18 protein-coding genes are annotated in these 16,087 nt (G+C 67.8%); 2 read left to right on the forward strand and 16 right to left on the reverse strand.

The window, feature by feature from the left end:
• The 16 genes from ACF3NH_RS22270 to ACF3NH_RS22345 form a co-directional block, all read right to left on the reverse strand.
• On the reverse strand, nucleotides 1-296 hold a 296-nt coding region (locus tag ACF3NH_RS22270), incomplete at its 3' end, for a hypothetical protein (RefSeq protein WP_422926125.1).
• Between the two features lie 264 nt (nucleotides 297-560).
• On the reverse strand, nucleotides 561-2,267 hold the full coding sequence (locus tag ACF3NH_RS22275; protein WP_422926127.1) for a type IV secretory system conjugative DNA transfer family protein: 1,707 nt from the start codon (nucleotides 2,265-2,267) through the stop codon (nucleotides 561-563).
• Nucleotides 2,264-3,325, reverse strand: a complete 1,062-nt coding sequence (locus ACF3NH_RS22280) for an ATPase, T2SS/T4P/T4SS family (RefSeq protein WP_422926129.1) — start codon at nucleotides 3,323-3,325, stop codon at nucleotides 2,264-2,266. The genes ACF3NH_RS22275 and ACF3NH_RS22280 overlap by 4 nt, the downstream gene beginning before the upstream one ends.
• The gene (locus ACF3NH_RS22285) at nucleotides 3,325-4,395 is read right to left on the reverse strand and encodes a TraB/TrbI/VirB10 family type IV secretion system protein (protein ID WP_422926131.1); all 1,071 of its coding nucleotides are present in this window, start codon (nucleotides 4,393-4,395) and stop codon (nucleotides 3,325-3,327) included. The genes ACF3NH_RS22280 and ACF3NH_RS22285 overlap by 1 nt, the downstream gene beginning before the upstream one ends.
• A complete protein-coding gene (locus tag ACF3NH_RS22290; protein WP_422926133.1) occupies nucleotides 4,392-5,315 on the reverse strand; it encodes a TrbG/VirB9 family P-type conjugative transfer protein in 924 nt (307 codons plus the stop codon). Before ACF3NH_RS22290 ends, ACF3NH_RS22285 begins: the two co-directional genes overlap by 4 nt.
• On the reverse strand, nucleotides 5,312-6,088 hold the full coding sequence (locus ACF3NH_RS22295) for a VirB8/TrbF family protein (RefSeq protein WP_422926135.1): 777 nt from the start codon (nucleotides 6,086-6,088) through the stop codon (nucleotides 5,312-5,314). The genes ACF3NH_RS22290 and ACF3NH_RS22295 overlap by 4 nt, the downstream gene beginning before the upstream one ends.
• A complete protein-coding gene (locus ACF3NH_RS22300) occupies nucleotides 6,085-6,243 on the reverse strand; it encodes a type IV secretion system lipoprotein VirB7 (RefSeq protein WP_422926137.1) in 159 nt (52 codons plus the stop codon). The genes ACF3NH_RS22295 and ACF3NH_RS22300 overlap by 4 nt, the downstream gene beginning before the upstream one ends.
• A 25-nt stretch (nucleotides 6,244-6,268) precedes the next feature.
• On the reverse strand, nucleotides 6,269-7,201 hold the full coding sequence (locus ACF3NH_RS22305) for a type IV secretion system protein (protein ID WP_422926139.1): 933 nt from the start codon (nucleotides 7,199-7,201) through the stop codon (nucleotides 6,269-6,271).
• Nucleotides 7,202-7,207: 6 nt separating this feature from the next.
• Nucleotides 7,208-7,537: an EexN family lipoprotein gene (locus tag ACF3NH_RS22310; RefSeq protein ID WP_422926141.1), complete on the reverse strand. Its 330-nt coding sequence runs from the start codon at nucleotides 7,535-7,537 to the stop codon at nucleotides 7,208-7,210.
• On the reverse strand, nucleotides 7,537-8,232 hold the full coding sequence (locus ACF3NH_RS22315; RefSeq protein WP_422926143.1) for a type IV secretion system protein: 696 nt from the start codon (nucleotides 8,230-8,232) through the stop codon (nucleotides 7,537-7,539). The genes ACF3NH_RS22310 and ACF3NH_RS22315 overlap by 1 nt, the downstream gene beginning before the upstream one ends.
• A gap of 111 nt (nucleotides 8,233-8,343) precedes the next feature.
• Nucleotides 8,344-10,752: a VirB4 family type IV secretion/conjugal transfer ATPase gene (locus ACF3NH_RS22320; RefSeq protein WP_422926145.1), complete on the reverse strand. Its 2,409-nt coding sequence runs from the start codon at nucleotides 10,750-10,752 to the stop codon at nucleotides 8,344-8,346.
• Nucleotides 10,745-11,116, reverse strand: coding sequence for a VirB3 family type IV secretion system protein (locus ACF3NH_RS22325; RefSeq protein ID WP_422926147.1), 372 nt, complete (start codon nucleotides 11,114-11,116; stop codon nucleotides 10,745-10,747). Before ACF3NH_RS22325 ends, ACF3NH_RS22320 begins: the two co-directional genes overlap by 8 nt.
• A 1-nt stretch (nucleotide 11,117) precedes the next feature.
• A complete protein-coding gene (locus ACF3NH_RS22330; protein WP_422926149.1) occupies nucleotides 11,118-11,435 on the reverse strand; it encodes a hypothetical protein in 318 nt (105 codons plus the stop codon).
• Complete coding sequence (locus ACF3NH_RS22335) at nucleotides 11,413-12,135, reverse strand: transglycosylase SLT domain-containing protein (protein WP_422926151.1); 723 nt, start codon at nucleotides 12,133-12,135, stop codon at nucleotides 11,413-11,415. The genes ACF3NH_RS22330 and ACF3NH_RS22335 overlap by 23 nt, the downstream gene beginning before the upstream one ends.
• A 33-nt stretch (nucleotides 12,136-12,168) precedes the next feature.
• Entirely contained in the window at nucleotides 12,169-12,414 is a 246-nt protein-coding gene (locus ACF3NH_RS22340; protein WP_422926153.1) for a hypothetical protein, read from the reverse strand.
• Nucleotides 12,415-12,966: 552 nt separating this feature from the next.
• Nucleotides 12,967-13,368, reverse strand: a complete 402-nt coding sequence (locus ACF3NH_RS22345; protein WP_422926155.1) for a hypothetical protein — start codon at nucleotides 13,366-13,368, stop codon at nucleotides 12,967-12,969.
• Nucleotides 13,369-14,059: 691 nt separating this feature from the next.
• On the opposite strand from ACF3NH_RS22345, the gene ACF3NH_RS22350 reads away from it, so the two are divergent.
• Nucleotides 14,060-14,443, forward strand: coding sequence for a hypothetical protein (locus ACF3NH_RS22350; protein ID WP_422926157.1), 384 nt, complete (start codon nucleotides 14,060-14,062; stop codon nucleotides 14,441-14,443).
• Nucleotides 14,444-14,754: 311 nt separating this feature from the next.
• Entirely contained in the window at nucleotides 14,755-16,050 is a 1,296-nt protein-coding gene (gene repC / locus ACF3NH_RS22355; protein ID WP_422926159.1) for a plasmid replication protein RepC, read from the forward strand.
• Nucleotides 16,051-16,087: the final 37 nt, after the last annotated feature.

Here is a 16,087-nt window from a genome sequence, read left to right on the forward strand (position 1 = left end):
GGCTTGAGGAATATCAGCGCCGGCGCCGTGATCTCGAGCAGAGACAGCACGCCCTCGCCACCCAGGAGCAGCAACTGGCAGGCCAAGCCGAACGGCAGGCTGACATCGCGGGCCTTGGCCTCAGCCTGGAAGAGTTCAGCCGTCGTATCAGCCACGGCCTTGACCACGCCAACTGGGAGCAGAAACGGCAGCTGATCGAATGGCTCGTGGCCCGGGTTGTCGTCACGAATGGCGAGGTTGAGATCCGCTACGTCATCCCAACCAACTCCACAAGCCAAGCTAACGGCATTTGTCATTTGCGTTCAGACTATCGAGAGCGGCTTCAGCCAGCACAAGCGTCGCCTGGGCTCAGCACTGACCACACGCGGCCACCAAGCTCAAAGGCGCGAACTCATCCTGCGCGTCCTCACCCACAACCTCATGATCCTCAGATCTGGGTCAGGAAGGTTTCAACAGGGCAAAGCGGGCTTTTAGCCGCTGGCTGGGCGACGGGAGTGTTGAACATAGCATTACGGAGCGTCATTCGGCGCTGGAAACTCCGACAGCCGCCGGGGCATCAGCTAGACGACATCGCGGTCGACTGAGACCTCTAGCGTTGGCCACTCTGGCATCGCCCCGCTCCGATCCTTGAACCACCGATCCTCGAACCAGCGGATCCGCTGAAGCTTCAGCGGCATGATACCCGGCCGCAGCACCACAACCTGATCCCGCTTCATGCGGCTGATCTCCTGCGGCAGCATCAGCGCCCGACGCCGCATGGCCTCACTCTCGGTCTGCTTGTTGCTCTGGAACCAGGCCAGGTAGCGGGGCCGGTTGCGGGTGACCTCCTCGACCGTGTCAAAGCCCATCCGCCTGGAGACCTCCTCGGCCACCTCGATGTCGCAGCCACCGTAGAGCAGTTCCGCCCCGGTGTTGAGGAACAGGTTCTTGGACCCCTCCTTGCCAAAGGAGGTAACCGTCTGGTTCTTCGACTGGATGACATAGGCCAGCCGAAAGCCATAGCTGCGGGTAAAAGCCACCGCATCGGCGAGCACGCTGACCTCGCCCAGCGCCCAGAACTCGTCCAGCATGACCAGCACACGGTGCCGATGCGCCGGATCCTCGCCGAACTCCTGCTGCGTGTTGGCGGCAACGAACTGGCTGAAGAACATCTGATAGATGATGCGCAGCCGGCGGATGTCGTCCGGGCTCGCCACCACAAAGATGCTCATCTTGCGGCTGCGGATGGCGCCGAGGTCGAAGTCGCTCTCTGCCGTGCCGGCGGCGACGCGCGGGATCTCCCAGAGCGCCAGCGCCGTGGTGGTGGTCTCGATGACGCTGGCGGCGCTCTCATCCTCCTTGCGGCGGATGATGGCGCTGATGGTGTCGACGGCCGCGACCGGGTAGGGCCGTCCCTCCTCCCGCGCCCGCTGCAGCATGGCCTGGAAGTTCTCCGCCCAGTCCGGCCGCGCCAGCAGCCGTCGCACCGCCTGCACGGTGAGCGGCTCGCCCGGCGTCTCGGCCAGGAGCAACGCCGCCGCGCCGGCCAAGCGCCGCCCGGCATTGTCCCAGAACGGGTTCTGCGCCTTGGTTTCCGGCACCAGGCGGAACATTGCCTTCTGGATGTCGTTGAAGGCCTCTGGCGTGCCGCGCCGCACCTGCCCGAGCGGGTTCCAGCGATGCGTCCGCCCGTCATGGCTCATCAGGTCAAACAGAAAGACCTCGTCGCCGAGCCGCTGACGCTCGGCCGCGGCCGCCTGCGCCACGTCGCGCTTCACCGAGAAGCACACCAGCGAGCCGCCCCAGTTCTGGCAGTTGGGCACCACAAAGCCGACCCCCTTGCCGGCCCCGGTGCGGGCGTAGAGCGCCACATGGTCCTGGCCCGGCAGGCTGACCAGGTTCTGGCCGTCCCGCCCCAGGACGATGGCATCGCCGGGCGGCGCCTTGGACCAGACCAGCCCGTCCGCCTCGCCCTCCTGGCGGGTCAGCCAGCGCGTCTCACCATGCAGCTTCCGCTTCGGCGTGAGGATCTGGTGGCTGCGCCAGGCGAGCGTCGCGATCAGGGCCGAGGCGCCCGCGGCCGAGATCAGCAGGCTCTGCGGCACCCGGTAATAGTCGAAATAGTGCCAGCCGATCAGGAACCACTGCAGCGGCAGATAGTGGGGCGGCAGGGCTTCCGCGGCCTGCCACATCCCCAGCAAAGCGATGAGGGCGAGCGAGGCGACCATGGCCCAGAGGATGGCAAAGACCACCGCCAGCCCGGCCCAGCGGGCGCCGAGCTGCGTCACAGCGCGTGCTCCGTCAGCAGCGCCGCCGGCGTGCCGCCATCGCGCAGCATCGCGTCCTTGAACCAGACTTCCTTGATGGAGAAGATCCCGGCCTCGTTGCGCAGCGGGATAATGATGTCCACCGCGTCGCCCAGCATGCCGGCGAGGTTGTCATCGGCCATGCTGTTGCCGCCGGCGGTCTTGCAGAAGTTGAACATGCGCCGGAACGCTTCCTGCGGCGTGCGGCCGTGGATGGTGGTCGGGCTGCCGGGGTGGCCGGAAAGGATGCCGCCGAGATAGACCCAGGCCGCCTCGCCGGTGCGGATCTCCTGCACCGGCACCCGGTCGGGGCGCATGCGCATGGCGGCGGCGATCAACTCCGCCGCCCCGGCGCCGCCGCCGGTCTGGCTGTAGAGCAGGCGCACGGCGTTGGGTTGGGCCAGGATCAGCTCCTGGCTGTCCTCCACCGTGACGATCCGCTCCTCGGCGGGCACCGCCGCCATCAGGCTCTTGAACAGATCGGTCTTGCCGCCGCCGGTGGCCGCGCACATCCAGATGTTGAGCTTGCGGCGCATGGCGTGGGTCAAAAAACCGACCGTGTCGCCCCTATCGTAGAGGGTCAGCAATTCGCCTGACAGGCGCTGCCGGGCGACGCCGCGCTGGCCCCAGGCGTTCCAGCCCTCGGTCTGGTAGCGCTTGGGAAGGGCGTCGAGCGGCGCGACCGTGTTGCCGGGACGCCGCCAGGTCAGGCTGATGCTGCCGCCGGGCACGGCCGGCGGCAGCACCGCCTGCAGCCGGAGCAGGGACCGGCCGCCCTCCCCCGCCGGTCCCGGCATCTCGGTGGAGAGCAGCGGCGAACGCTCATCCACGTCCTGACCCCGCAGCGAGCCCGCCAGCATGGTGATGCTTTCCAGGGTCTGGAAATCCAGCTCAGGCTGCTGTCGCACCGACCAGCCACCACCCTGCCGCCACCACACCTCGCCCGGCGCGTTGACGGCGACGTCCTGGGTGGCGGGGTCGTGGAACAGATCGGCGAGCGGCGCCATGGCGTAGTCGAGCAGGGGCAGCGCCGGGTGCATCAGCGCAGCCTCAGCTCGTAGACGTCGGAGAAGTCGAGGTCGCGGGCGACGAACACCGCCTCCTGCGCGCCGGCCGGCGAGGTGCCGTAGGGCGGGATGTTCACCGTGGCGTCGAGGGCGCGGCTGGCGGCGTTGGTGCCGCCGCTGCGCGCCGTGTTGAAGGTGATGCGGGTGCCGTCCCCTTCGGTCGCGTTGGCGGCGGCCTGCGCCGCGGCCTGCAGCCCGGCATCGATGAAGGACAGCATGATGGCGCCACCAAAGCGCGCCCAGAAATTGCTGTGCACCTCCACCGGGATGCCGGGCGTGCCCATCGGATCGGTTCCCGGACTGGCCAGATCGACCACCACGCTGTCCGGCGTCTCGGCCCGCTGCCAGAGAATAAAGGCGCGGTTCTGCCCCTGCGTCATCGCCTGCCTGACCTGCCCGACCAGCCTTGTGCCGGCCGGCAGCAGCACGGTGGTGCCGGTGGTGGACATCACCGGCTCCGGCACCTGGCAGCGGACAAAGCCCGGCAGCTGGGTGTTGACCGGCGTCTCGCGGATGCAGCCGATCAGGCTGCCCTGGGTCAGCGTCAGATGCGGGTTGCGCAGCCGGCGGGCCCGCGCGCCCTCCGTGCGGGAGGCGCGCAGCCGGGTGGCGAGGCCATCCTCCTCGCCTCCGGCCAGTCCTCCCTGCCCCATCGACAGAGCCGGCGCAGCATGATCATCGGTGCCGCCCGGACTCCGCGCCTCATAGGCCATGATCGGGCTGGGCTTGATAGGTCGCGCGGGCGAAGAGGGTGCTGCCTGCGCTGATGGCTGCAGCGTCATGCTGGGGGGTGGCAGCACCACCGGGGTGGCGGTCGCGACCGGTTCGGGCGGCGGCATGCGGAACACCGGCCTTGGTGTACCGGCCTCGCCCGAGGCGACACCGACATCCCGTGCCGGCGGCTGGCGCTCCTGTGGACCGCCATTGATCAGCCAGACCGCGAAGGCGGCGCCGATGCCGAGCGTGACGATGCCGATCTTGCCGGCGAAGCCCATGGGCCGACGGCCCTGGCCGACCGGCGGGGCATTCCCGTTCTCGCTCACGACTGCGCCGCCTTGGGCGTCAGCACGACGTCCGGCGAGACGGTGCCGGTGCCTGTGTTGCGGCCCACCGGATCGTAGCCCTTGTTGACGACGCAGAGGGTGGCCTGGCCATCGCTCAGGATCAGCCGCGGCGTGTTGGCATGCACCACCACCCAGCCCTGCGGATTCATCGTGTTGTTGGCCATCGCCGGGGTGCCGTCGGGCAGCACGGCGGCAATGGCGGGCACGCGCTGAGTGCCCGGAAAACGCAGAAAAATCTGCCGGCCGTCGTCGCAGATCTCCGCCGGCGCCAGCCGGGCATCACCGATGCCGATCCAGCGGAAATTCGCATCCGGTGTGGCGGCGCACGGCGCCGCCTGGGCCTGGCGCAGCGCCGCCTCGGCCGCCTGCTGCTTCCGGGCGGCGGCGCGTGCCTGCCAGCGCGCCTGGCGCTGCGCCTGCTCGGCCGCCGCGTTGCGCAGGCGGACGCTGTAGAAGGCGTTCTCGGGCCCGGCCGTCTCCAGCTGAAAGCGATAGCGCTGCTGCGGCAGGCCGTCGCGCTCGGTCAACACAAAGAAGGGCTGCGGCTCCAGGTCGCGATGCGGCTTGAGGGCCACCGTGTTGCCGCGGACCGCGACCGACAGATTGCCATCCGTGGTGGCGTTGCCCTGGGCGCTGCCAGTGCGGGTCAGCGCCTGGGCGCCCAGCATCAGGCTGTTGTCCGAGGCCGGGGTGCCAACCACCCGCTCGCCGGGTGGCAGTTCGATCAGCGCGGTGGTGCCGGGCTGGATGCGCAGCAGGACGACCCGGTCTTCCGTCGCGGTGATGCAGCGGACGCGGGGGTCTTCGCCGGCCGAGCACGGCGATGGTTCCTGCGCCGCCCAGGCCGGCATGGCCGTGAGGCCGGCCAGCACCGCGGCCAGGGCGGGCATGCGGCTCATGGCATGGCTCCTTCCTCGGTGATGGAATATTCGGTGACCTGCAGGCCGAGTGGATTGTGGGTCACCAGCTGCCAGGACGGCACCTTGACGCCTGCGCGGAAGCGGATGGTCGCCGAGTAGTTGCGGCGGACCGCGCGCTGGCCCTCGGTGCGCTGGGTGCGGGTGAACCACACCTTGTAGCTGTCGGGATCCCGGCCGCCGCAGCCTTCCAGCGCCGCGTCGCGGATGCAGAACAGATTCTCGGTGCGGCGCTCGATCTGCGCCTGGGTGCGGGTGCCATAGACCCGGAAGGGGCTCTGCTCGTTCCTGGGATCGACGCTGGCCTGGTAGGCGTCGCCCACCGCCTTGTCGGAGAGGATGTAGACGAATTGCTGCGCCTCGGGATGGCCGGCCGAGCTGTAGCCTTCGCGCGCCGCCACGTAGCGCCACAGGGTCGCCGACATCGCGGCGCGGCGATCCGAGGTGGTCAGGTCCCGCTCCGAGGCCGAGGTGCGGAAGGTGCCGTCGCTGTTGAAGGCGACATAGACAATCTGGGTCTTTTCACGGGCCAGCAGGAACACCACGGCGCCGGCCAGCGCCAGGGAGACGGCGATCTGGCTGAGGCTGGTGGCGAGCGCCATGCGCGAGCGCCGGTTGTCGCGCCGCTGCGAAGCCGCCTGGGACTGGAGGATGCGCTGGTAATGCGCCGCGGCCTGCTCCGGACTGACCACGGCCGCCGTGGAGCTGGTCCGGAAGGCGGCCATCGCCTCCTCGGGTGCGGAGGAGGCACTCAACGCAGATCCTCCGGCGCCGGCGTCCAGAGGCCGGCATTCAGCACGAAGGGCGTGCCTTGGCAGGCCCGTGCCTCCTGCGCCGTGTCGAGCCCGGCGCAACCGGCCAGGGCGACAGCGGCCAGGGCCAGGACCAGCGGTCGGAAAGCAGGCATCATCAGGGATCGGGTCCTTGTTGCTGTCTCAGCGGCCACCACGGCTCATGCTCCGCTTGAGGGAGGCGCCGATGGCGGTACCCAGGCGGGCGGCGGAGGCCGTGGCCGCGCCGCTGGCGGCTTTGCCGCCCGCCAGGCCGGCACCAACGCTGGTCGCCACGCCGGCGCCACCACTGCCACCGATCGAGGCCAGCATGGGCAGGCCGACCATGATCAGCGAGCAGATGAAGAACCAGGCGCAGAGGCTGAGGAGATCGGAAATGGTCGCCGACATGCCGTTGTCGGCGGTGAAGCGCTGCTGGATCCAAGTCATGCCACCCGCCAGCGCGATCTCCGTCATGACCCAGGAATACAGCGTCAGGGCGGAGACGGAGATCAGCTTGCCAAACCAGTCGAGGACGTATTGCCGGCTCGTCTCGAACAAGGCGGCGATCAGCAGGAACGGCCCGGCGGAGATGATCAGCGCCGTGGCCACGCGCGCGACCTGCCAGACCGCGAACACAAACGCCAGGAAGAGATGCAGGAACAGCTGCACGATGCTGACAGAGATGCTGGCACGGATGTTCCAGAACGGATTGCCGATGCGCTGATCCGCCAGCGCGACGACGTGCTCGATCGCTTGAGCGATGCTGTTGAACCGTTGGGCAGCGGTGATACTCACAGGGCCACCATTCAATGCTGACGCGATACCGTTTGGAATTGTTGTCCAGAAGGGCTCACGGATGACGGCGTTGTAGTTGCCGACTTGCAAGAGGGCGAGGACGATGAGCCCCAGGATGATCTTGCGGACGCCCCAGCCGACCGTCATGTCGCCGCGCAGCATCAGGACGGCCGCAATCAGCACCAGCAGCATCATGGCGCCGCGCAAATAGGACAGTGTGAAGGCGATGCCGCCAGCGATGACATTGTCCATCGCGCGAATGGTCAGGCCATCGAAGTATGTGACCCATTGTTCGTACATAGCCGCTCAGATCCTGCCGCAGTACTGTCCGAACATCCCGCGCTGGCTCTCGGGCTTCTTGCATGCGTCCTGGATGGCACCGCGCATCAGCGGGCTCTCCGTCGGATCGAAGCCCGGAATAGGCGAGGATGGTGCGATCTTCTTGGCGCGCTCGCGATCCTCGGCCTTCTGCGCATTGCCGCAGACCGGATCCTGACCCAGCCGCATGTCGTCGCGACATTTCCGCAGCCAGGCGCCGCGGTCCGCCGGATGCGCCTGGAACCAGGGGATGTCGTGCTCCGCCGCCATGGCGACTGTCGCGGTGAGCAGGAGCATCGCCAGAGCGAGACGGCGCATCACCAGCCTCCCAGGGCGCCGGCGGTCGCCTCGGCATGGCGATCCACGTCCTGCCGCCATTGCTGCTCGTAGCGTTGCTGCGTCACCCGATTGTCCGCCTCCAGCAACATCTGCGTTTGCTGCAGCTGCACCTGCTGCAGCGCCAGCTTCTGGCCCACCAGGGCGATCCCCGCCTGATGCGCCGCGACCGCGGTGCCATCCGGCTGCGCCTCGATCTCAGCCTGCATGCGGTCGAGCGACGCCATTTGCGCCTGCGCGTCCACCAGCGCCTGCTCGCTCATCGCCTTGGCATTGGCGGTGACCGTCTCGCGGCGCGTCATCTCGCGGGTCCATTGATCCACCGTGGGCGGGATGTAGACGCGGTCGAGGTCAATCTGCCCGGCCGCCCGCCCCAGGGTGGAGGCGCCGCGCATGGCGCCCATCAGCTCGCCCGGCAGCGGCAAATTGGAACTGGACAGACCGCCCACGGCGCCGGTCAGCCCGCCGATGCTGGTCGTGTGGCTGATGGCGTTGTAGGTGGCGACCAGCTGCCGGTACTGCATCTGCATCTCGCGGATCTGCGTCAGCAGCCGCTCGGCCTGCAGGATGTTGTAGGTGGCGTTGCCGGGATCCCAGACCACCCATTGCGCCTTGGCGGGGAGAGATCCGGCGCCGAGGAGGGCCGCGCCGACCGAGGCCAGCAGGATGCGCTTCATGGGGTTCTCCCTCCGCTGTCGTCCGGCGCCGTCAGGTCAGCACCAGGTGGTGGTCCAATTGCCGGGGCTCGCCTGGCCAGTGTCCGGCTCTCATGATGGTCCACTGATCTCTCAGGGACCGGCCTGGGTACCTTCCCGCAGCCGCCGCCAGAACACCGGTAGCCAGACCGACGGATCGTGGCCATGGTTGCCGATGGTGTCGGCCATCAGCCGGATCGTGCCGGCGCGGCTGGACAGCACCGCCAGATGCTCGGGCAGCGCTCCGAGATCCATCAGGCAGCGCACGGCGTAGCTTTCCCGCATCAGGATCTTGGAGCGCGGACCCACCAGCATGTCGCGGCTGACCGCCTGGTGGATGCGCGGCGAGCAGCCCAGCCCCTCGACATAGCTGTCGCGGCGCGCATCCGGATTGGCGTAGAGCACCCGCGTCTTGGCCTGGGCGATCAGCGAAGCCCCCACCGGGTGCTCCAGGATGTGCTCGGGCTGCTGAATGGCGAGGTCGAGTGAGACCTCCTTCTTGCGGCCGGTGAGCACCAGATCCTCGAAGCCGCGCGCGAAGCGCATCTCCCGGGCGCCGTTCACCATGGCGACGGGCGGCATGTAGGCGCGCCCCTCATCGGCATGCACCACGACGCGGCGGCCATCGGCGATCAGCCCGGTGCGGTAGAGCAGATAGGCGGCCAGCGGCGGCATCACCGCCGCGTCCTCCAGCACCTCCGTTGGGTCGACGCTGGCGAAGGGGGCGTCGAAGTCGAGGCGATCCGCCTCACCATCGAAGGCCCAGCCGCGCGCGTTGCCACGGCACCACACCTCCAGCCGGGCACCATCGCCCAGGGCATCCCCGTGATCGAGGAACTGGCGCACCCCGGCCAGGCTGCGCAGGGCGGCGGGCATGCGCATCACCCAGGCGATGCCCTTGTCGAGGCGGCGATTGCTGTCCGGCCGCAGCGCGCCGCGCCCATCGGCCATGATCAGGCCGGAGATGAATTCGTGCAGCCAGGCGCGATTGGCCTCGGTGTTGTCGAGGCCGCGCAGCGGTGCCGCGCCGCTGTCCTGGCCGCGCCGGATGCGGGCCACCGGCCCGCCCATGGCGCGCACCAGGATCTCGTTGGCGCCGTCCTTGTCGAAGAGGATCTGGCTGCCGCCCTGCCCCCTCACCAGCGGATCGAGCATCACGGCGTCGAAGGCCATGTCCAGCGTCTTGCCGGATCCGGTCGGCCCGAAGCGCAGCCGGTGGCCAACATCGCGCAGGTGCCACGGCACGTCATAGGGCGTGTTGCCGACCGTGCGGACGCGGTAGAGCGGCCTACCCCAATGATGGCTGGCATCGCCCCGGGGATGCGCGTGCATCGACGACATGGCGGCAAAAGCAATGCTCGGCAGCCCGCCGGCCCGGCCGCGCAGATAATGCGGCGAGCCGGGCAGCTGCGCCCAGAAAGCGCCCTCGACCCCGGCATCCTCGGTGGCCACCACGGCGCCGGCATCGGTCACCGCGTTGCGGGCCCGGGCGCCCCATTCCTCCAGATCCGCCAGCCGGTCGGCGTGCACGGCGAGCGACCAGAGATGCTCGCCCAGCACATGCTCGCCCCGGTCCACCGCATCCATCGCCTCGTCCAGCTCCAGGCGGAGCGACACGGCGCGGTCGCCGGCATTGCTCATATGGCGCGCCCGCAGCGCCATCTTGTCGCTGGCGCTGGTGCGGCCGAAGAACCCGAAGGAATTGGTCAGCACGAAGCGGAAGGGCTGGCCGATCAGCTGGTCGAACATGCCGACCCGCCAGCGGGTCGGATAGATTCGGAAGCCCAGCATCAGCCCGTGCGGGCACTCGGCATAGTCCCGGGCCGGGACCTCGACGCGGAACGCCTTGTCGGCAAAGGTGACGCGGTCGTTGTACAGGGCGGCGCCCATCTGCCCGCCCTCCACCAGCGGCACCGGCATCCAGCGGGCATAGAGCATCATGCGGTGCGCCTCGGCGATCTCGCTGAACAGCACGCCGCCCTCCTCCCGCACCCCGAGCCGGCGCGGCTGGAAGCCAGCCAAAGCACTCAGGACGGCACGGACCTTGTCCTGCAGCATGGACAGGCGCCGATCGAGCCCGAGGTCGCGCCCAGGCTTGCGGCGGCGCAGCACCAGCGGTGCGCGCGGCCGGACGATCAGGGTCAGGAACCAGGATGTGCCGCGCAGCCCGGCCAGGCAGGCCTGGTAGTCCCGCGCCAACGCCGCGCCGTAGAAGGTCCGATGCTGCGCCAGTGGCAACGGGCGGACACTGTCGTGCTGGATCAGGTGTTCATAGACGGTGAGTTCCGGCTCCGCGATGTTGCGGAGCAACTCGGCCCGGACGGCATGAGCGGTGTTGAGCGCCGCGTTGCCCGCCAGCTCGAAGGGGTGGCCCTCCACCTCAATGACAGCGCAGAGCGAGCCGTCCCGCATCATCACCACGTCCGGTGCGACATGCCCGTGATGCGTGGCATAGGTCGTCGCGGTGCGTTCGAACAGCGCGGACGCCAAGCCGTCAAACATGCCAGAGCCCCCTCACCTCCTGCCGGCGATGCCGCGGGCTGAGCGGAAAATGCGCGATCGTCGCGCCGCCCCAGCGCGGCGCGTCGAAGGCGGCGCTGGAGGTGCGGAACCAGACGCCGATCACCGCCAGCGCGTACCAGTCGCGCTCCACCCACCAGCGCAGCGGCGCCCAGATGGCGACAAAGAGGCCGGCGGCGCTGATGGTGCCGGACAACCCACCCCAGAACATCGCCAGTTCGACGCAGACCAGCCCCAGCAGCAGGCAGGCCGAGAAGGGCAGGCCGATCCAGGGCACCAGCGGCGGCCGGGTGGCGCCCAAGGGGATCATCCCCTCCGTGCGGTCGACCTCCTCGGCCCGCGCCATGTCAGATGCCCATCCAGCCGACGATGGTCTCGAGATTGGCCACCACCAGGCCACCACCGAGCACGCAAAGGATAGCCGCGCCGCGGAACTGCCACAGGAACAGCATCACGCCGACCAGACCAACCGCCGCCATGGCCAGGCCACGGATCCAGGTGCTGCGGGCCCATTCGACACCCAGGGTGAAAGGATCGCCGCCCTGGGCCAGGGCGAAATCCGGCAGAACAAGGCCGGCGAGCAGGGCCAGGGCGAGCAGGCCGAGGATGCGGTTCCGCGCGCCAGCCCCGCGGGCCAACGCCTTATGGATGAAGAGAGACGTCATTCGAACCTTCCAGGGTGATGCCGCGCAGCCTGACCGGCGCCGCCGGCGCAGGATCGGGCGGCGGAGGTTCCGCAGCATCCGGCTGCGGGCAGCGCGCCCAGACATCCCAGGCCGGCACATCACAGTGCAGGCGTGCGGAGATGGGCGCATCAGGGCGGGGCGGCGGCACCGCGGTCGCGCCATCGGCATCATGACGGCGGAGCGCGGGCACGATCTGCTTCTGATAGGCGGTGTGAACCTTGCCAACGTAGCCATTGGTCAGGCCGCGCGTCGGCGTGCCGGTGTTGTAGCAGGAGAGCATGGCGTCCAGCCGCTCCGCCTCCGGCCGGTCGTCGCCCAAGCGCGTCCAGCAATCAACCAGCACATCGGCGGCCACGGACAGGGCTGAGCATGGGTCAAAGGCCGCCGCGATCGGCAAGCCGAGTCGCCGCAGATGGCCAGCACGATAATTGATCTGCGCCAGCCCCATGTCGATGTTGTCGATGCCGCGCGCCAGCAGAGCGTTGACCGCAGCCACCGCCTCGTCGGCTGAGCCGAAACGCCGCGAGGAGGTGGTGCGACCGCCTGCATTCGTCGCCACGACGAAGGGATGGTAGCGGCTCTCCGTGCCGATGACGGCCACCAGCGTGCCGCGGTCCACGGTGGGTGCGCAGTTCGGTGCCATGGCGAGCACGGCCGCGAGGGTCAGGGCAGCACTCACTGCAAGCGACCACGAGGAAGCGCCTCGGCAACCCTATCGCCGGATCGCGATCCCCAGGCGGGCCAGGAAAGGGTGGCCTTCCGGATAGACGAATAAGGGGCCGCTGGCCCAATCGATCCAGGGTTCGGACAGCCAGACGCGCATGCGAGCGTAGTCGCGGAACACCCGCGGCGCCTCATACTTGCGCATCGAGATCTGCCGGTAGCGTTGCCCGCCGGCCAGCTTGACGAAGAGCACGAAGCCGCCCGCGACAAGCTCGACCGCCAGGATGCGGTGCACACGGCCACCCCGTTCTGCCACCGAGCGGAAGTCAGCTTCCGAGAGTTTACCGTCCCTGTGCAATGTCGATCCGCCAGCGTCCTGAGCAGCGCCAGCGTAACCGGGTGGCCGACAGGACGCATAGACGGAATCGCGCCTTCAGGCGCGGCGCTGGCTGATCTCGGATGGTTCAGCTGCATCATGCGACAACCTTAGCGTGTATCCATATATACGTCTATCCGAATATGACGTTTTTCGCCATGAGCGGAGCTATATTGTGTTGAGGCCATTGGGATGTCGTGCAGGACCTGACCTCCCGCTGGGAGATCCTGTGGAACTGAGCCGGCTACCCTGGTGAGTCGCGGTCGATCAGGCTAACGGCTTCGCATGAGCGATGCGGGGAGTGTTCGGTTCTTTTCCAAAGTGGATTCTAGAAGACCGCCACTGCGGAAACGCCTTCCTGTACTGCCCGGAAATCTGGTCCTCAGGCGAGAACGCGGATGCGGAGCGCGGCGTCGGTCGCGGAACCCAGTCATCCGGCCGCTTGGCCGGATCTGTTGAAGCGCCCAAGCCTCAGGCGGCCTCGGGTAAAGCTTCGAACAGCGTGCGGTATTTGCGCAGCCGGGTATCGTCAGCCTCATGCACGGTGACTGGACCCTGATACTGCAGGTCGTCACGAACGAAGCCGACCAGACGGGTGAGGTCGCGCCAGGAGCGACATCCCGTGCCGGTCCACAAACCGATCGCCACGTAGCCACGGCGCCAGGAGGCGGCGAAGTAGGGCACGAACTCAGCGCGTCCGTCTGGCCCGCGCTGAGCGACGACGATGACGTTGTCGATGCGACCGCCCTCGATGATCGCGGCGCGCGCATCGCCCTCGGCCATGAACTGCGACACCTGGTCCCGTTCTCCTTCCGAAGCCATGAGGCTCCAACTGATCTGGAGTCGATCGACAATCCAGCGAAGCTGCTGCACCCGAGCTCGGAATCCAATGGACCGATGTAGCCAAGGTCCAAGTCAAGCACACTTGAGTTTACGGCCGAGCCCAACGTGGAAAGTGCCTTCACGAGTTGACGAGACGCTGTGAAGCGTGTGGCGGACACTATGAGCGTGACGCGGCGTCGGCAACCCGTATCAGGCGAATTGATGTAGAAAAAACAACCTAAGCGTGTCGCAGGATGGCGATGATTCTGTGGTGCGAACATTGCTGGTCCGCAAGATCCACGTTGCACGCGCGGCCGCCGACCCCGCCGAGATGCAGGCTGTGCACTCCAACGAAGCTCAACAGAAGCCGACAATACGCTGGCACAGGGCGGCCACGATTTCGCGACATCCAGGCTTCGTGTGATGCCGATCCCCGCATCTAACAGCTGACAATCGATCAGCGGGAGGAGGGCAGCGCACGCAGCGACAGCGTGTCCCGGCGGCGCTTCCGATCGTCTTGGCCGCAACACGCTCATTCAGTCACGCTGGGTGCAGTGAGCGGCCTCGTCTGACCTTCGGTCGGGATTTTCGTGCCTGACCATCATCCAGGATGCCGATTACCGCCAGCCTCCTCCGGCATCGAGTGCCCTGCGATCTGGTCCATCCGGTGAATATCGGGCATCCTCTCCTGGAATGGCCGCGCATGCCCGCATCGGGAGCCGGAGCTTGTTGGAAACCGAGCATGGTGCGTCCGCTGACCGAGAGAACGGCCAACATGGCCAAGCTGGACGCTCCTTTGCCCCCTGGCTTTGTGGACGCCATCCAACAGTTGGTGGATGAGCGCAACCGCGAGGGCGGAGCTGGCCACAAGCGGCTCTACGCGAGGGACCTGCACGAGGAAGCCCTTCGTGAACTGATCGGGCGGGCCGAGGCAGGTGAGACCATCCTGTTCCTGGCACCACCCTCCGCCAAGGCTCGCAAGTCATTCTGGATCGACCAGGATCTCAAACAGGGCGTTGACCGCCTGGCGATGCAGTATGGCGTCACGAGAGCGGCCGTGGTGGTGACAGCCCTGCATGCCTACCTTGAGAAGCGGAACACGCCTCCCCGCCCTGCCACTCGATGAAATTCGTATTTTGCGGAGCGTTATGGGTGGACAAGCGCCGCGCGATCCCCTCATCTTGTTCTAGCTGAGGTCGTTCCGAGGCGGCCCGGCCATTTCAACCGCCTTTCAAGGACGACGATGGCGCGCTGACAGCAAAAACGGCCGGTGCCTGGCAGCACCGACCGTTCCTGAAACCGGTAACCCTAGCTTGGGCCACAACTTGCTGAACCCAGGGTAGTTTTGTGCCCTTTCCACGTCAAGCGGCCTCTCGCTCGACGGTGGGAGAGTGCGGCCTGTCGGGATCAGGCAGTGCGCTCGCGAGGAGCGAGCCCATGACACTTGACCAATCCACGCCGTCGACGCCGCGGCGGACTGGACGACGACGCACGACGAGCGCCCAGCTCCAGGCCACTGGTAGCTTGTCCGGGCGCCTCGACGAGCTCGAGCGCGGACGGGTGCTGGCGGCCTTCAAGGCGGCGGCTCCGGCCATGGGCTACGCACCTTGCGTGGTGCAGATGCTCGACCTGCTGTTCCGCTACTCCCGAAACCAGGACTGGCAGGCCGGACAGCTCCGCTACGTATGGCCTTCGAACGAAGTGCTGATGGACAGCACCGGACTGACTCTCAGTGGCGTGCGCAAGCGGCTTCGCCGACTGATCGACCTCGGCCTGATCCGGGCCCACGACATCGGCACGGGCCGACGCTGGGGCCAGCGTGACCCGCGAACCGGATGCATCCTGCAAGCCTCAGGCTTTGACCTCAGCCCGGTGGGCGAACGGATGGCGGAATTCACCGCTGCGGCTGAGGCACTGGAGGCGCACCGCCAGGAGGTCAGGATGTGGCGCCGGGAATGCAGTGCCTGGTCGCGCAAGATGCTCTCGCTCGCCGACCACGGCATCGCAGAGAAGCTGGCCCATCTGGACTGGCCGTCCCTCGCAGCCGAGGCCCAGAGGCTTGCCGCGGTGGCCCGGGCCGAGCGCGATCCCTTGGAACTTGCCGCGATCAAGGCTCGCCTCCGGCGCCTCTACGAGGAGTCCGCACAGCAGTTGCAGGCGGTCCCGCCAGCGGCGGAGGCAGTGGAGAGTGCACCCCAGGATGCGCTGCGGGGCACCCCTATTACACCTACAGATCAGCTCTTGATTGCTGAAGCAATTGCAGCAGCGAGTGGTGATTTGGCTCCGGGAGGTGGAAGGTCGCGCGTTGCTGGCCAGATCGCGGTGCAGGAGCCATCCGGCTCATGCGGCGGTCTGCTCAAGGGGTTCCCCATGAGCCCTGCCCTGTTGCTGCACCTCGTTCCCGCCTACAGAGAGTGGGTGGGGTCGGCCGCGCCAGGCTGGAGCGAGATCCAGCGGGCCTGCGACGTGGTGCGAGGTCACCTCGGGATCCCGTCTCAAGTCTATGGACAGGCCAGGGCCATGTTCGGAACCGACGGGGCCGCGGTGGTCATCGGCACGATCGCCGTCAAGCACGCCATGCAGCGCGTCGGGAATCCAGCCGGCTATCTACAACGCATGGTGGAACGTCACCGGAGTGGCGAGCTGAACCTTGATCGCACGCTGCACGGGCTTGCTGCAGCGGCAAGAAGCCGGCAGCGCAGCGTTGGCTCCCTCGGCCAGTCACGAGGATGACGTCTCACGAACCCGAACGGGTGCTCTTCTCCGGTAA

Origin of the sequence: Pseudoroseomonas sp. WGS1072 (assembly GCF_049340465.1) — a bacterium.
In the GTDB taxonomy this organism is placed as follows: Bacteria; Pseudomonadota; Alphaproteobacteria; order Acetobacterales; family Acetobacteraceae; genus Pseudoroseomonas.

Bases quoted from the DNA above. Each gene is read 5' to 3' on its own strand.
- ACF3NH_RS22330 (WP_422926149.1), bottom strand. From the start codon at position 11,435: ATGACGTCTCTCTTCATCCATAAGGCGTTGGCCCGCGGGGCTGGCGCG.
- ACF3NH_RS22280 (WP_422926129.1), bottom strand. From the start codon at position 3,325: ATGCACCCGGCGCTGCCCCTGCTCGACTACGCCATGGCGCCGCTCGCC.
- ACF3NH_RS22315 (WP_422926143.1), bottom strand. From the start codon at position 8,232: ATGAAGCGCATCCTGCTGGCCTCGGTCGGCGCGGCCCTCCTCGGCGCC.
- ACF3NH_RS22350 (WP_422926157.1), top strand. From the start codon at position 14,060: ATGGTGCGTCCGCTGACCGAGAGAACGGCCAACATGGCCAAGCTGGAC.
- ACF3NH_RS22320 (WP_422926145.1), bottom strand. From the start codon at position 10,752: ATGTTTGACGGCTTGGCGTCCGCGCTGTTCGAACGCACCGCGACGACC.
- repC (WP_422926159.1), top strand. From the start codon at position 14,755: ATGACACTTGACCAATCCACGCCGTCGACGCCGCGGCGGACTGGACGA.
- ACF3NH_RS22305 (WP_422926139.1), bottom strand. From the start codon at position 7,201: ATGTACGAACAATGGGTCACATACTTCGATGGCCTGACCATTCGCGCG.
- ACF3NH_RS22290 (WP_422926133.1), bottom strand. From the start codon at position 5,315: ATGAGCCGCATGCCCGCCCTGGCCGCGGTGCTGGCCGGCCTCACGGCC.
- ACF3NH_RS22310 (WP_422926141.1), bottom strand. From the start codon at position 7,537: ATGCGCCGTCTCGCTCTGGCGATGCTCCTGCTCACCGCGACAGTCGCC.
- ACF3NH_RS22300 (WP_422926137.1), bottom strand. From the start codon at position 6,243: ATGATGCCTGCTTTCCGACCGCTGGTCCTGGCCCTGGCCGCTGTCGCC.
- ACF3NH_RS22325 (WP_422926147.1), bottom strand. From the start codon at position 11,116: ATGGCGCGGGCCGAGGAGGTCGACCGCACGGAGGGGATGATCCCCTTG.